The sequence below is a fragment of the Marinomonas transparens genome, assembly GCF_016463975.1.
In the GTDB taxonomy this organism is placed as follows: Bacteria; Pseudomonadota; Gammaproteobacteria; order Pseudomonadales; family Marinomonadaceae; genus Marinomonas; species Marinomonas transparens.
Genome location: NZ_JAEMNX010000002.1, coordinates 45,908 through 60,241, shown reverse-complemented (window position 1 = coordinate 60,241; position 14,334 = coordinate 45,908). Strand labels below are relative to the sequence as shown.

At 42.1% G+C, this 14,334-nt stretch carries 13 protein-coding genes; 2 read left to right on the top strand and 11 right to left on the bottom strand.

Going from position 1 to position 14,334, the window contains the following annotated elements; genetic code table 11:
* Nucleotides 1-38: 38 nt before the first annotated feature.
* From I8J31_RS02670 to I8J31_RS02655, 4 genes are all read right to left on the bottom strand, one after another.
* Entirely contained in the window at nucleotides 39-1,577 is a 1,539-nt protein-coding gene (locus I8J31_RS02670) for a DUF2306 domain-containing protein (protein WP_199466762.1), read from the bottom strand.
* A 60-nt stretch (nucleotides 1,578-1,637) separates the two neighbouring features.
* Nucleotides 1,638-3,056: an aldehyde dehydrogenase family protein gene (locus tag I8J31_RS02665; protein ID WP_199466761.1), complete on the bottom strand. Its 1,419-nt coding sequence runs from the start codon at nucleotides 3,054-3,056 to the stop codon at nucleotides 1,638-1,640.
* 104 nt (nucleotides 3,057-3,160) lie between these two features.
* The gene (locus I8J31_RS02660; RefSeq protein WP_199466760.1) at nucleotides 3,161-4,099 is read right to left on the bottom strand and encodes a SphA family protein; all 939 of its coding nucleotides are present in this window, start codon (nucleotides 4,097-4,099) and stop codon (nucleotides 3,161-3,163) included.
* Between the two features lie 52 nt (nucleotides 4,100-4,151).
* The gene (locus I8J31_RS02655) at nucleotides 4,152-5,558 is read right to left on the bottom strand and encodes an aldehyde dehydrogenase family protein (RefSeq protein ID WP_199466759.1); all 1,407 of its coding nucleotides are present in this window, start codon (nucleotides 5,556-5,558) and stop codon (nucleotides 4,152-4,154) included.
* Nucleotides 5,559-5,989: 431 nt separating this feature from the next.
* Here I8J31_RS02655 and I8J31_RS02650 point away from each other — a divergent pair, with 431 nt between their 5' ends.
* Complete coding sequence (locus I8J31_RS02650) at nucleotides 5,990-6,547, top strand: MarR family winged helix-turn-helix transcriptional regulator (RefSeq protein WP_199466758.1); 558 nt, start codon at nucleotides 5,990-5,992, stop codon at nucleotides 6,545-6,547.
* 79 nt (nucleotides 6,548-6,626) lie between these two features.
* Here the strand turns inward: I8J31_RS02650 and I8J31_RS02645 are convergent, their stop codons facing one another.
* The 3 genes from I8J31_RS02645 to I8J31_RS02635 all read right to left on the bottom strand — a co-directional run bounded on the left by I8J31_RS02645 (nucleotide 6,627) and on the right by I8J31_RS02635 (nucleotide 9,641).
* The gene (locus I8J31_RS02645; RefSeq protein ID WP_199466757.1) at nucleotides 6,627-6,908 is read right to left on the bottom strand and encodes a hypothetical protein; all 282 of its coding nucleotides are present in this window, start codon (nucleotides 6,906-6,908) and stop codon (nucleotides 6,627-6,629) included.
* 170 nt (nucleotides 6,909-7,078) lie between these two features.
* On the bottom strand, nucleotides 7,079-8,395 hold the full coding sequence (locus I8J31_RS02640; protein WP_199466756.1) for a hypothetical protein: 1,317 nt from the start codon (nucleotides 8,393-8,395) through the stop codon (nucleotides 7,079-7,081).
* 10 nt (nucleotides 8,396-8,405) lie between these two features.
* Nucleotides 8,406-9,641, bottom strand: coding sequence for an NAD(P)/FAD-dependent oxidoreductase (locus tag I8J31_RS02635; protein WP_199466755.1), 1,236 nt, complete (start codon nucleotides 9,639-9,641; stop codon nucleotides 8,406-8,408).
* A gap of 50 nt (nucleotides 9,642-9,691) precedes the next feature.
* On the opposite strand from I8J31_RS02635, the gene I8J31_RS02630 reads away from it, so the two are divergent.
* Complete coding sequence (locus I8J31_RS02630) at nucleotides 9,692-10,387, top strand: aspartate/glutamate racemase family protein (protein ID WP_199466754.1); 696 nt, start codon at nucleotides 9,692-9,694, stop codon at nucleotides 10,385-10,387.
* A gap of 43 nt (nucleotides 10,388-10,430) precedes the next feature.
* Here I8J31_RS02630 and I8J31_RS02625 read toward each other — a convergent pair whose 3' ends face one another.
* From I8J31_RS02625 to I8J31_RS02610, 4 genes are all read right to left on the bottom strand, one after another.
* Nucleotides 10,431-11,726, bottom strand: coding sequence for a TRAP transporter large permease (locus I8J31_RS02625; protein WP_199466753.1), 1,296 nt, complete (start codon nucleotides 11,724-11,726; stop codon nucleotides 10,431-10,433).
* On the bottom strand, nucleotides 11,723-12,250 hold the full coding sequence (locus I8J31_RS02620; RefSeq protein WP_199466752.1) for a TRAP transporter small permease: 528 nt from the start codon (nucleotides 12,248-12,250) through the stop codon (nucleotides 11,723-11,725). The genes I8J31_RS02625 and I8J31_RS02620 overlap by 4 nt, the downstream gene beginning before the upstream one ends.
* 241 nt (nucleotides 12,251-12,491) lie before the next feature.
* A complete protein-coding gene (locus tag I8J31_RS02615) occupies nucleotides 12,492-13,478 on the bottom strand; it encodes a TRAP transporter substrate-binding protein (protein WP_199466750.1) in 987 nt (328 codons plus the stop codon).
* Nucleotides 13,479-13,720: 242 nt separating this feature from the next.
* Nucleotides 13,721-14,218 (bottom strand): Lrp/AsnC family transcriptional regulator, encoded by a 498-nt coding sequence (locus I8J31_RS02610; protein ID WP_199466748.1) that lies wholly within the window; start codon nucleotides 14,216-14,218, stop codon nucleotides 13,721-13,723.
* Nucleotides 14,219-14,334: the final 116 nt, after the last annotated feature.

The following is a 14,334-nucleotide window of genomic DNA, read 5'->3' as shown; positions in this document are numbered from 1 at the left end:
GCCATAGCGTCAGGCCAGTCATATTGATTTAGAAGACCTTAGCTAATGACGCGAGATTTTGTTTCTCGACTGGTCATCATTTCAATGAAGCCGTTAAATGATGGCAGCAAAATGGCCATACCGACCGCTAGAACATAGCCGTGACCTCGGTTGATATAGTATTCAGGAATCACCTCCAACCAATACCAGAAGGCATGTCCCCAAATGACCAAAGCGGGCGCAAAGGCAAAATTGACCGCAAAAATCATGCTCTCGTGCCACTTATTTTCGCGACCACGAACTTGTTGATAGAGTGCAAGCGCAGCGAATGCCAACAGTGACACCCCGGCTACCATGTAGAAACCGCCACCAGCGGTGACCGCCATGGAAGGTTCGCCTAGTTGGAATCCCCAGACGACCTGTTGCACACCACACCAAATGGCGGAAACGTAAAAAAGATTACGAGCCAAACGTGACGCCTCATTGCGCAACATAAGCCAAAGTCCCGACGCAATCGCGGTGACCATTAATATGGCAAAAAGGGTTGTTAGTAGCGTGTTGTTGGCATAAAGCATGGCATCAGCGGCTAGGGTACTTGCAGGTACAATGACTTGAGCAGCTGTCCAGCTACCAAGGCCAGCCGTACCCAAATAGGTTGATAAGACTGTCCAAATAGCCACCACACCCGCCAGAGCCAAGAAGACTTTCAGCGCAACTGGCTGAGGAGCAATTTCCACAGGTTTGGTTTTCATCGGAGAAGAGGCGCGGTTCCAAGCAAATATCATGCAGCCGATCATCAGGCATTGCCAGAAGGTCAGCATGTTTACCATGTTGTTCACTTCACCCTGTGTCAAATGGGGGTATATATTGCCTAAGAAAGCCCAGTCATAGCGTTGAATCGGCGCATTTAGAAAGGCCACAAAGGTATATAATTGAAAGCCAAGGTGTAGGGCAATATTACGTTTCTTTATGTGATAGATGGCGAGAATTTGGCAGATAATGGTACTGATCGCGAGAGCCCACAGTTGAATATGGAACGCAAATCCCTGGTAGGTGTGCTCAATACCAGCATGAAGCATGTGATATATCGCGGCGAAAGTCATAGAAAAGACACCAAGAATATAGACTCCGCCAATCATGCGGTGCGCCTTTCGGTATTTCTTTCTGAAACTCGGCGTAAATTGCAAGATTCCTAAAATAAGACAAATCCCGCCAAGCACCATATGGTAACTAAGGACAGATTTTTCAATGGGTTTCATGGAGTTGTAATACAACACCTGAGTCGAATTGCCATTGCTGCCATAACCAAAATAGGTTCCGGTGACCATGGCAGTCAGATTATTCCATAGGGGATAAGCATCCGCCGCTTCCTTTGCGACCTGAGCATAAGGAACGTCAAGATCACCTTCGGCCTCGATGAGTGTTACCGTGTCATGAACGGCTTGCTCATCATGAATATAGGGCAACATTTTATAACCGGCTTCCCAAACTAAAAAACTATAAAAAGCCAGGACCGTGGAAAACAGGGCCCAAACAATGAATGTTTTAGGTTTAGTGTGAATAAAATGCTTGAAAGTATTAACCGCTTGAATACTCATAAGATTTACCTATTTTCTTTAAATATTGGTTAGGCAGAAGGCTTTCTCCTGCCTACTGACTTAAGACACTATTTTTAACTGGGTAAATTCCAGTAAGCCTTGTGTACCAAGTTCTGAGCCCACACCGGACTGACGCGCGCCGCCAAATGGTATATTCGGGGCGACGGGGAAGTGTTTGTTAATCCAAACGCTGCCGGTTTCTATCTGATTGACGACGACATTGATATCGTCTTTATTCGTCCCCCAGACAGAGGCACCTAACCCAAAGGATGATGAATTAATGGTGCTAATAACCTCGTTGATGTCGTCATATGAAATGATGGGTAGGACAGGGCCAAATTGCTCTTCATCGACAATACTGTGTCCGTCTTTCACACCAGAAAGAACGGTAGGGCGCAAGTAGTAGCCTGCTCCTTCAGGGCAATAGCCACCTGCTTCGACAACGGCACCCTGTTTGACAGCATCATTCAGTAGCTCTGTGACAACCTGAAACTGGCGCTGGTTTTGAATCGGACCAAACTTGACGCCGTCTTCTAATGGAGAGCCAATCTTCGCAGCATCGGCCATGTCAGACAGCTTTCTCACTAAGGCATCGTGCTTACTTTGGTGAACATAAACACGTTTGACCGCAGAACAGGTTTGACCGTTGTTCATAAAGCCAGCTTCAAACAGTGGGGCGGATATGTCATCCAGATCGGCATCCGCCAACACAATGGCCGGATCGTTACCTCCTAATTCTAGTGTGATGCGTTTCAGGTCATCCGCAGCGGACTTCATAATGTGTTTGCCCGTCGCTGTTGAACCTGTAAATGAAATCTTACGAACGTCTTTATGAGCGCTCAAAATGGGCCCAAGATCGCCTGAGTCAGCGACCACATTGATAACGCCTTTAGGTAATGCTTCATTGATTAATGAAGCCCATAAAAGGGTGGTTAGTGGTGTGGTTGGTGCTGGTTTTATTACCACTGTGTTGCCAGCCAAGAGGGCTCCGGGAACTTTGAACGCCATTAACGCCATGGGGAAATTCCAAGGCACGATCGCTGCCACGACACCCAAAGGCAGTCGATAGGCTTTTGCATCACTATTAGGAATGTCGGTAGGGTCGAGCGCATCGGTCGGAACATGAGCGTGAAATTCGAAGAAACCAGCCGTAGCACCAATTTCGAACATCGCATCAGCCATCGGCTTTCCCGTTTCACTAGCATGTAGGTTAGCCAGTTCATTCATATTGGCTTTGGTGATCTCTGCGATTTTTGCCAACACGGCTTTGCGCTCATTTTGTTTAAGTGCGCTCCAAGCTGGAAATGCCGCTTTGGCTGCCAAGACGGCGTTATCGGCTTGCTTGGCAGAAGCACTCAATATTGTCACGACAGCGTCTTCTGTGGCTGGGTTTATTACCGATAGCTCATCGCCTTCACCTAAGACGCATTCACCACGGATAAGATTTTGAAACTCTGACGATTTGTAAGGACTATTCATCGTAATGAACCTCTTAAAGTACGCGAACATCGCGAAATTAGGGAGAAAGTGGTCTTGTTAAAACCTGCCCCATCACGCCGATTCTCGGTGACGGGGCGCCTCTTCTAGTGACTAAAAACTTTGAGCGGAATAATGGCATTAAGCCAAATACGCTCTCCGCCACCTGAGCTTTTTGTCTCCAAGCTTGTGGTGTACATGGCATTCAGGTTGATCGGGCCAAGCTGTTTCGTAATGGAAAAGCCCACACCAGAGGATTCGACTCGCTCATTGGTGAACCCGCCATAAGCATTATTAGGGTTTTCATCGTCTTCGATTTGCTTGCGTAAGTACCCCACTAAACCGACACTTAGGTCTTCTCCAATGTCTTTCATTGCCGTTAGGTTCAGGTGAGTTTCGTCACCTGACTTATAATCATTATCTTCGTTTGCTTCATTGGCGAAATACATTAGGTGTGCCGAGGCATTCCAGCCATTGCGCAGATAACTGATACCAACGCTTGGTGAGAAAGACCAAAAATTTTGCCCTGCATTGACTAACTCTGTGGCACTCCAATCCCCTGGGCTATAAGCGCTAACCCCAGCGTTCATATAAATGTCAGGCGATACTTCCCAAGAAATGTCCATGGGTCGTATTTCTACGCTGCCAAGTCCTGAGTTTGACGCATTCGCTATACCCATAGGCGTTGTGATATTTGTGCTTTCAATATCGATAAATGGAATCGATAGAAAAGCGCGATATTGACCTCCAAACACCTTGTTGCCGGGGGTAAGCGCAAACTGAAAAACGGTGTCTTTTAGGTCTATTGTGGTGGCGGTTTTGTCGCCATTAGCATTGTAAAAATGCTGGGATGCCACTCCTGAACGGCTGCTGAAGAAAAGGCCGTCGACTGGCGTTGGTGCGGCGATTGGGACACCGATAGAAGCACCATCTGGAATAGTAGGTAACACACTCGGTTCGCGGGCCGAGACACTTCCTGTATACATGGCGCTCATAAGAAGAGTGCTGAATCCGAAGGTTAAATTGATTTTTGTTTTTATATTCATAATTCTGTAATCCCACGTTTTATTTTTATTTGATGTTTAATTACTTTCTTTCTTATGCAAAGATGACTTGCATATCGGTATTTTCGAACAGTCCCTCTTCTCCGAATTCGACACCAATGCCTGATTTTTTTATTCCTCCAAAGGGCGCATTGGGTTGAATGGCTCCATGGTTATTTATCCATACTGATCCGCACTCCATACGCATCGCCAAAGACTTCGCAGCGTCTGTATCAGAAGACCAAATTGAGCCGCCAAGACCAACATCAAACTCATTAGCAAGAGCAAGGGCTTCGTCGATATCTGAATAGCGAATGATGGGTAGGGCTGGACCAAACTGCTCTTCAGCGACTAAGGCATTGCTATTGTCTAGTTCAGAGATAATGGTTGGGTGAAAGAATTGTCCCTCACCTGATTCCCCACCCAGTAAAACGTTTCCGGATGCCGCGCCCTGAGCGACTAAATCAGACACTTTTGCATGCTGATCTGCTGTGGTTAATGGCCCCAATAAAATACCGTCGTCCATGCCGTTACCCATTGGTATAGTTTTAGCCAGATTCAGTAGTGCTTCACAAACGGCATCATGCACACTGTCATGGACATACATGCGTTTCATGCAGGCACAGGTCTGACCTGAATTGATAAAGGCCCCCCAAAACAAGCCCTCGGCAATGGCTGTCGGATTGACGTCTGGTAAGATGATGCCTGCGTCGTTACCGCCTAATTCCAACGTCAGGCGCTTCATGGTGGCGGATGCACCTTGCATGATTTTTTCACCCGTTGGTGTGGATCCGGTGAACACAATTTTTCGGATGTCTGGATGTTGCGCCATGGCGGCGCCAATGTTGGCTTCCTGATCGTTAGAAGTCACGACGTTCAGCACACCGGCCGGCAAAACCTCATTCATAATCTGTACGGCTAACAGAGTAGATAAAGGGGTGAAAGGGGAGGGTTTGATAACAACAGTATTACCTGCACGCAATGCTGGCATGATGTGCCAGATTGCTATCATCAAGGGCCAGTTCCATGGGGTGATGGAGCCAACCACACCTAGAGATTTACGATGCAATTCGACGCGACCTTCACTGGTATCTTGTAGAACCTTAACGGGCATCTCCAGATTCGCTGTATAGCGAGTCCACGCAACTGCGGCACCAGCTTCAAAATTGGAGCCAGGTCCAGCCAAAGGCTTGCCTTGTTCTTGAGTGATTAGTTGTGCGAGTTTTTGTTGGTGGGTTTCTAATTGAATCGCAAGTTTATCAATGGCGGCTTTGCGATCCGCATCGGGCAATGCTGTCCACGCTGGGTAAGCGGATTTAGCGGCACAAACCGCACGATCTAATTCATCGATTGTTGAGTTTGCGACTGAGCCAATGGCTTTTCCCGTAGCAGGATTGAAAACGGCAAATGAATTTTGCCCCATAACCTGACAGCCGTCGATTATCATGCCTAAATCAAGCATATCGTTCTCCAGAATGTATTTTTATTTTTATTTTGTTGTTGGATACGCTGTTCGCAGCTATTTATCGAGACAGTATTTTGTCCGACTAAAGAGCGAAATCCGCATCCAACTGACTAAAAGATAAACAAGAGATGTTGCGCATGCAACTACTTTGTTGCATGTGCAACATATTTTTTGATTTATAAATTTAATTTATTAAGCATTTCAATAGGTTAATTAGTAAGAAAAATGCACAGCTTGTATGAAGGTTTGCAGAAATGAGAGTTAAATAACGATTACTCTGAAGGATTTTTAGAAGGTTATGCATAAGTAAACAGCTTGCAGTATTGGCAGAAACCCCTTTGCTTAAGCCCATCTACCGACTTGAGCTACCACATTTTTTAACTTATGCTGTGGATCAATTTACTAGATAAACTATTGCAGCTGATTTTATGAAGAATACGGAGTTTTCTCTATTACCCGATGACTTTTTCCTAGTGGATGTCGAAGATGGCAACACGAAGGAAGCGTATAAAACACTCAGTCCCTCGCATACTCCAGTCATGTTGTTGTCATTTGCCGCTAGTAAATTCACAGAGGATGCGTCTAATTATTTTAAGCAACTTTTTGGCCTTGGTAGTGTTGATTGGCGCATGCTGTTTTTACTTTCTCTTAAGCCCGGAACAACGGCGGCTGAAGCGTCTAAGACGTTTGGTGTCGACAAAGGTACGGTGAGTAGAAGCGTGAGTCGTTTGACTAAAGGAGGCTTGATCGTTTCCGGGGATCTTCATGCTAATGGCCGTAGTAGAGGCCTTTCTTTAAGCCCTTCTGGTCGAGAGACGCACGATCAACTTCTTGCTGCGACCCTAAATCAACACCATTTTCTTATGAAAGGTTTTGATGAAGCGGAAGTGAAGATGTTTTGCAATTTGTTACTACGATTTACGGCTAATCTAGAGGATCTTAGTAAGCTAAATGCCCAAGAGCATGAAGAGAAAGCCCTACCTTAAATTGAGCCCCATTTAGTCATTGAATGATCCTGCATAAGCGCCTCCATGTTCGGAGGCGTTTGCAAGCTACCCATTACATCTAATCTAGCTGAGCAGAATCCACTTCTTTAGGGCGTTCATCTGCGGGCTCGGCCCAACGAGCAGCCAAATGTATTAAAATAATGATCATCGCCACTGGCACAGAGATGGAAATCCACACCATGGGGATGCCTAATGTGTCGGCCGTTAAGCCCGCTTGTCTGGCCAGAAACCCTCTCGCAAAGCCCCCTTTTAAACCGATAAAGCAAAAGTAAACCACGGGTAAAATAAAGGTGAGTACTGCCGCGCTTTGAATGGCATTTGTGACTAAAAATAGACTCAAAATTCTCAAAATCTGTGGGAACAGATTTAAACAGCTTTAGCTGGCCCGAAGGGTGGAGCGAAGGGATGCGCGGAGTATTTATAATTTATAAACTATGCTTTTTGTCTCGTCTTGGCTTTGTCTGAGGCGTCTGAAAATGTTTTTAGTTGCCATGCAGCGAAGCCAAAATGTTAATAATTTTCAAGAAAATAAACGAGTAAAGCCATCGCAACGATAACCACACCAGTCATCAGTGTGCCATAAAGCCAATTTGAGCGTGCTAGTAAGAAATTATCGATACCGTACTTTCCAGAAATGGATAAATTAATGCCAGACAAAGGACTAATTGCCGTCCCTAATGCCCAAGAACTAAGGGATACAAAGGCTAATAACGTATTATCAACACTGGTTGCAGGAACCAACGAACTCATCAATGATATGCCTATAATTGGGTGTAAACCTAATAGTGAAATTAGACAAATTCCAAGGAAGCACAAAATGGCTTCAATAAAAGAAAAGTCACTGAATATAGACCAGTTTTCTCCAAATACTGACATTAAGGCCAAACTGACGGTTTTACTGAGAAAACCTGCCGACAAAAATAAGGCTATCTCATTTGCCATATTAGATAAGCGCACTTGCACATGATTTTTTAACTGTCTGGTTGTATTTTGTAGGCCTCTTTTAAAGCTTAACAATACCACCACAAAAATCGGGCTTAGCAAGGTGACAACGGACAGAATTGGTGTTTCTAGCAATATAAAGTAATGAAAAATAATCACAAAAAAGGCAAGTGTGACAGGGAAAATCAGTGAAGATATCGCAATAGGAAAGCCAATAAATGTTTGTGAATTATCGTTACGTTTAAACTCCCATAAAGTAATGCAACAAGAACATAATGCCATTGGAATGCCGAGTAATGCTAAATGATAAAATTTAGCGTCTGGAGCAATGGATAAAGCAACGGCTAAAGAGGCAAAAAAAGGTGACCATAATCCTGCGCTTGTTAGCCCTCTAACAAGGACAGAGTACTGTGGCATAGTCATTGTTCCACTTTGCCTTTGCAACTTATCTCCTACCAAAAAAATGGCTGACATATTGATGACAGAGCCTAACAGGTGGACACTAGACCAAGTGTGTATGATTCCTCTGTTGCCCTTTGCAGGCTCTAGCTTTTTCGCACTATCGGGTAAAAGCCCTAATAAAGAAACACCCGTTAACATGGCCACAATCCCTATGTTTCCCTCCAGCAGGCTGAACGAAATCAAGCTCATATCAGTGAAGAAAGTGACACATAATGCGGATAGAGCCACTATCATCAGCCAAAATATTTGGCGTTTATTTCTGCTGGATAAACGAGACCAAGAGGTAAGGAAAACCATCCAATAACAAAGTGCTGAAACGCTATATAAAAAATTCCAATTTGGAATCAGAGCCAAGAGGAATAATACGCACCCTGTCATCACACCAAAGCCTGAGTGTTTCTTTACAAAGGAGTGCATAGTCATACTATAAACCTTAAAAGAAACGTTTAGGCAAGAAAGGAGTTATATTAATAAAGGGTTCTTGACCTACTATCAGTTCAGCAATTAAGCGGCCTGTTGCAGGGCCAGTACTAAAGCCAACATGCTGATGTCCAAAAGCCAACCAAACATGTTTACATTCAGGATGCGGCCCAATGGCTGGTAATGAATCTGGTAGTGTCGGTCGGTTACCCTTCCAGAGGCTGTTTTTGATAGGAGAACCTAAGGTAATACTATTTTGTACTGATTGAATAGCCTTTTGTAATTGTATGGTGTTTATTTTAGCGTCTTTATCATTTAGCTCAGTGCCACTGGTCAGGCGATAACCGTTAGTCATTGGTGATAAAACAAACGCACTGTCCACATCATAAATTGGACGGGTTAATTGCATTTCGTTTGGGTATTCAAAATGTTGATGATAACCGCGTTCAAAACACATCGGCAGCGGACGTGATATGGTTTTTAGCAAATCATTTGACCAAGGGCCAGCCGCAATAACCACTTCATCCGCATTGTAGAAAGATCGACCATGTAAGATGACTTTTGAATCCTCCTGGCTTAACCGTGTTATATCATCTCGTATGACTTTACCACCAAGCTCAACAAACAAGTCAATGTAGTTTTGGGTTACCTCTCCTGGATGATCAACAGAAACTGCATCTTTAATATGTATACCACTACCATAGATAGGTTTTAATGCTGGCTCTAACGTTCGGATTTTCTCCGTATCTAACAGTTCGAAATTGATACCATATTGCTTGTAAATGGATTGTTCATAATTGGTAGATTGAGTTCCACTTTTAGAGTGAAATAACTTCAGCCATCCATTCTCACGTAAACGATGCATATTTCCAGATTTCTTCAGCCATTTCTTGTGCTCATCAAGAGAAACTTCAATAATTGAATTTAGGCTTTCAATATTCTTCTCTGATTTTTTTTCTAAAGATTGATAAAGAAACTGGCTAGACCAAGGTAGATTTTTCAATAAATAGGAATATTTAATCCTGACTGCTGAATGTTTATTAAAAACATATTTTTTAAGGCTGGGAATCAAATTTTTATTATTGATCAAGTAAGCTGAACTTCTTGTAATAACCCCCGCATTTCCAAAGGAGGTTTCCTTTACGCCGTCTTCTTTTTCAATAAGCGTGACGTTAAACCCTTTTTCTAGTAAATTAAGCGCACAGCTTACACCAACAATACCTGCACCAATTACATACACATTGCTCATTAAAAAACCTTTGATTTAATTAATATGAAACTATTTAATGGAAAATAAAAATGAAAGAAAAAAAATCAACATTTACTCTTGGCGTCATTATGTTAAATACCCATTTTCCACGGATTATGGGTGATATCGGAAACCCTAAATCCTTTAATTTTCCTGTTATCTATGAACGTGTGTCTTCAGCAGAAGTTAGTAAAATAGTGACTTCTGAAGGCGTCAGTCCTGAGGTTAAGAAAGATATATTTGAAAAAATAAAATCCTTAGAAACCGAATCGGTTGATCTCATTGTTACTACCTGCGGTTTTTTAGGCGAAATGCAGGATGAACTTAAATCTTTTACGCACATTCCTATATTAACAAGCTCATTATTAACACTTCCTTTTACTAGAACTTTCCTAAATGCTAGTTCAGATAAAATAGGTGTCCTCACTTTTGATTCTCAAAAATTGAACGAAAAGCATTTTTGTGGTCATTATGGGGATGACATTGTTATTGGAGATATCCCTAAAAATGGAGAGCTATTCAATACCATAAAAAATGATTTACTTACTTTAGATTATGAAAAATCAAAAGAAGAAGTTATTTCTTCCATTTTATTGTTACTTAAAAAAGAACCTAACATTAAAATTATTATCTTAGAGTGCACAAACTTATCGCCTTATATAGAAGAAATAAAAGAAATAACAAAAATTCCTGTGTTTGACATTATTCAAGCAATAAACTGGTTTAAAGAAACGAAACGTATTTAATCCTGTTTATTTGAAAATAGGGGGGATTTCCCCCCTATATTTCTTACTTCATAGCATTAGGTAAAAAGGTCGCAATATCTGGGAACCAAACCAATATAAATACAGCTAAAATCATAATCAGGAACATAGGAAATGCTGCTTTTGCGATAAAGCCCATGTGATGCCCTGTCATTGATTGCAGTACAAATAGATTGAAACCAACAGGCGGTGTAATTTGTGCCATTTCAACAACGACCATCAAATAAATACCAAACCAAATCATGTCAAAACCAGCCTGACGGACTAAAGGTTCGATTACAGCCATGGTTAAAACAATAGAAGACAGACCATCCAAGAAACAGCCGAGAACTATATAAAATAACGTCAGGAATATGATTAGTGTAAGAGGAGATAACTCAAGCGCACCAATTCCTTCTGCGAGTTGGCGAGGTAAACCTGTGAACCCCATTGCTAATGATAAGAAATGAGATCCCATCAAGATAAAGGCAATCATACTTGATGTTTTTACAGCCCCCATCAAAGACTCTTTGAAATTCTTCCAATTTAAGCTCTTTTGAGAAAGTGCAATCAATAAAGAACCGACAACACCAAGAACAGCCGCTTCAGTTGCTGTAGCGATACCAGAATAAATCGACCCGATAACACAAAAGATAAGTGTCATAATCGGCATTAAACTGACAAGAGCTGATACTTTATCTTTGAAGCTAAATGACAAATCTTTTGTATCGCCACTCTTGTTATATATTGAATTGATTGCAATAAAGGCCATAAAAAGGCCCGCCAGCATTAGGCCTGGAAGAATCCCAGCCACAAAAAGCTTTGCAATTGATTCATTAACGGTAACAGCATAAATAATCAAAGAAATAGAAGGTGGAATAAGTAAACCTAATGTTCCTGCGCCAGCTAAAGTGCCAACAATCATTTTTTCTGAATAGTTTCTTTTTTGTAATTCAGGTACCGACATTTTACCAACGGTTGCGACTGTTGCAGCAGATGAGCCTGAAATAGCCGCAAAAATAGCAGAGCCTGTAATATTAACATGCAGCAAACCACCAGGTAGCTTGTACATCCAAGGGGTTAATCCTTTAAAAAGCGACTCAGATAATTTTGTTCTAAAGAGAATCTCACCCATCCAGATGAATAATGGCAGCGAAGTCAGTGTCCATGATGAAATAGAACCCCAAATGGTAATTGCCATTGAGTCTCCTGTCGGCCTATTTGTGAATAACTCCATACCGACAATTGCACAACCAATTAGACTGGCCCCAACCCAGACACCAGAGCCGAGCAACATAAAAAGTACGCTTATAAATACAACAATGAGAATAATTTCGTTCATTTTATACCTACTAGTTCTGACTCTTCGGTAGTACCTTTTAGCAACATGACAGAATATTCGACGAAAGAATGTATCAAGCTGATGGCTAAAATAATGGTTCCAAGAGCAACAACAATTTGGGGAATCCATAAAGGCATAGCAATAGAACCATCGCTTACTTCATGATATTCCCAAGAGAAATAAGTTAGCCTAGCCATGTAATATGCTAAGTAAATGGCGACCATCGCTGTCACTGCTAGTGCAAATAGGCACATAGCTCGTTGACCAGAAATAGGAAGCTTATCAACAAATAAAGTGACTTGAATATGTGCTTTATTGCGGAAGGTATAGGCAAGAGCCAGACAATTAGCTGCCGCCATTAAATAACCTGCTACTTCAGTCAACCCTGGAATATAAAGGCTTAGTAATCTACTGACAATGCTGGTTATTACGCAGAGAGTCATGGCAATTAAGCAGGCGGCAGCCAATCCTCCTGCTATTCTATATAGCCTATCTAGGCTTGATGATAGGTTTGGTGTAAACATAAAGAAATCCACATTATTATTTGAATAAGAAGGGTTAAATGGCGCAAAGTACTCTTCTTAGTTAGGGAAGGTGACAATAAGTCTACTTAAGCCTCGTAAGATATGGCCTAAAAGCCTGAACCCTTTGTTGAGAACTTAGTAAAATAGATCAGTTATTTTACATTCGTTACTCGCCTCGAATAACAGGCTTTTATCCACATGCTAGGCAAGAGGGTTTGTTTAACCCTCTCCCTTAGCGAAATTACATGGCTTTGAAATCATCAATGATTTTTTGACCTTCAGCCCCAGATTCTTCCAACCAATCCATCGTCATTTTAATGCCGATGTTCTGTAGCTCATTTGTCAGAGTTTCACCAGCATACTGAACATGCATACCATGTTTTTCTAGCTCTAGCTTATACCAATTTGCTAACTCTTCAGATTTTGCCCAGCCTTTCTTCTCAGCTGTAGCGGACGCTGATAAAACGATTTTTTGTGTTTCTTCAGATAAACCATTCCATGCACGCATATTTACAAATACCATGTTTTTTGGCAACCAAGCCATTACATCGTACCAATAGTCTACGCTTTCCCAGAGTTTTTGGTCGTAGCCTGTAGAGCCTGAAGAAATCATGCTTTCAGCCACGCCTGTAGCAAAAGCTTGAGCCACTTCAGCCGCTTCAATTTTTGTTGGAATCGCCCCCATTATTTCTGCAATCGTTGATGTTGCAGGGTTATAGGCTCTGAACTTTAGACCTTTCATGTCTGCAATAGAGTTTATCGGCTTGTTCGCATAAAGGCCTTGTGGTGGCCAAGGCACAGAATAAAGCAATTTAAGCCCATGTTTTGCTAGTGTTTTTTCTAAAGCTGGCTTTGATGCTTGGTAAAGGTTCCAAGAAGACTCAAAAGTCGATGCTAAGAAAGGAACGGCATCAACAGTGTAAATAGGATCTTCATTACTCAATGCTGATATTAAACGTTCTCCAATCGGTGCTAAGCCGCGACGCACTGAACTGTATATTTCGCTGCCTTTGAATAACGAACCTGAAGGATGAGTAACCAGTTTTATTTCGCTTTGCTTACCAGAAATCTCTTCGGCAAACTCTTTAGCAATCACAGAATGATAGTTTGAAGCAGAATAGGCCAATGGCATATCCCACGTTTCAGCGGCAAAAGACATACTTGAAAGACAAATACTCAGTCCACCAGCTAGTGTCTTCGCACTATTTTTTAACATTGATTTTTTCATTTTTTTTATTTCCTCTTGTGGTTTTTTTTAATTTACCAGTTTTAATATATAAGCATGTTGTGAACTTATGCATCACTAAGTTTAACGGAATATCTGTTTATACCTATCACAATGACGGATAGAAACTCCATTTTGGTAGATGTCGATCAGATGTCCTTTGACGTTTTGCTATAAAAACTTGCTAAATTCAATATTATCGTAGGGTGCACCCAAAAAAGCATCGCGCCCCAAGACGAAGCAAATCAAGGGTCTCCTATTTCATTCATTTGTGTTTTGACCATTTCCAGTACTTCTTTATAACGGCGATCAAATTTTCGGGATAAAACAATTGAAGAGGTTGAGCGCTCAACACCGGGAATATCGCCAATACTGTCTAAAAGCTCATCGAGCTCTTCTAGTGTTGGTTGTTCAACGCTAAGAAAGTAATCATAACTTCCGTTTATAGCCAGACATACCTTTACCGCGGGGAAGCTATTTAAGCGCGCAACAACTTGCTTACCACGCTTCTGTTCCACGGCCAGCATCACCATAGCTTGAACATTACCTTCAGTTGGGTTTTTACTAAGAACCGCTGAATACCCCGTTATTACCCCTGTTTGCTCAAGCCGCTGAATACGTTCATGAACGGTTGATCTGGCAACGCCTAACTTTTTCGCAAGGTTACTTGTGGAGTCCCTTGCATTGACTTGTAAAAGTGCTACTAGCTTTCGGTCCAACTCGTTTTTAAACCATTTTGTCATGCTTCTGCCCTCGTTATGACGGATAAATAAATAAATCCGGCATTTTGTCTACTTCTATTCGACTGTATTGAATAGGAAACTGAAATAAGAGCTATCAACAAACATGCCAGCTTGAA

Bases quoted from the DNA above. Each gene is read 5' to 3' on its own strand.
- I8J31_RS02670 (WP_199466762.1), bottom strand. From the start codon at position 1,577: ATGAGTATTCAAGCGGTTAATACTTTCAAGCATTTTATTCACACTAAA.
- I8J31_RS02665 (WP_199466761.1), bottom strand. From the start codon at position 3,056: ATGAATAGTCCTTACAAATCGTCAGAGTTTCAAAATCTTATCCGTGGT.
- I8J31_RS02660 (WP_199466760.1), bottom strand. From the start codon at position 4,099: ATGAATATAAAAACAAAAATCAATTTAACCTTCGGATTCAGCACTCTT.
- I8J31_RS02655 (WP_199466759.1), bottom strand. From the start codon at position 5,558: ATGCTTGATTTAGGCATGATAATCGACGGCTGTCAGGTTATGGGGCAA.
- I8J31_RS02650 (WP_199466758.1), top strand. From the start codon at position 5,990: ATGAAGAATACGGAGTTTTCTCTATTACCCGATGACTTTTTCCTAGTG.
- I8J31_RS02640 (WP_199466756.1), bottom strand. From the start codon at position 8,395: ATGACTATGCACTCCTTTGTAAAGAAACACTCAGGCTTTGGTGTGATG.
- I8J31_RS02635 (WP_199466755.1), bottom strand. From the start codon at position 9,641: ATGAGCAATGTGTATGTAATTGGTGCAGGTATTGTTGGTGTAAGCTGT.
- I8J31_RS02630 (WP_199466754.1), top strand. From the start codon at position 9,692: ATGAAAGAAAAAAAATCAACATTTACTCTTGGCGTCATTATGTTAAAT.
- I8J31_RS02625 (WP_199466753.1), bottom strand. From the start codon at position 11,726: ATGAACGAAATTATTCTCATTGTTGTATTTATAAGCGTACTTTTTATG.
- I8J31_RS02620 (WP_199466752.1), bottom strand. From the start codon at position 12,250: ATGTTTACACCAAACCTATCATCAAGCCTAGATAGGCTATATAGAATA.
- I8J31_RS02615 (WP_199466750.1), bottom strand. From the start codon at position 13,478: ATGAAAAAATCAATGTTAAAAAATAGTGCGAAGACACTAGCTGGTGGA.
- I8J31_RS02610 (WP_199466748.1), bottom strand. From the start codon at position 14,218: ATGACAAAATGGTTTAAAAACGAGTTGGACCGAAAGCTAGTAGCACTT.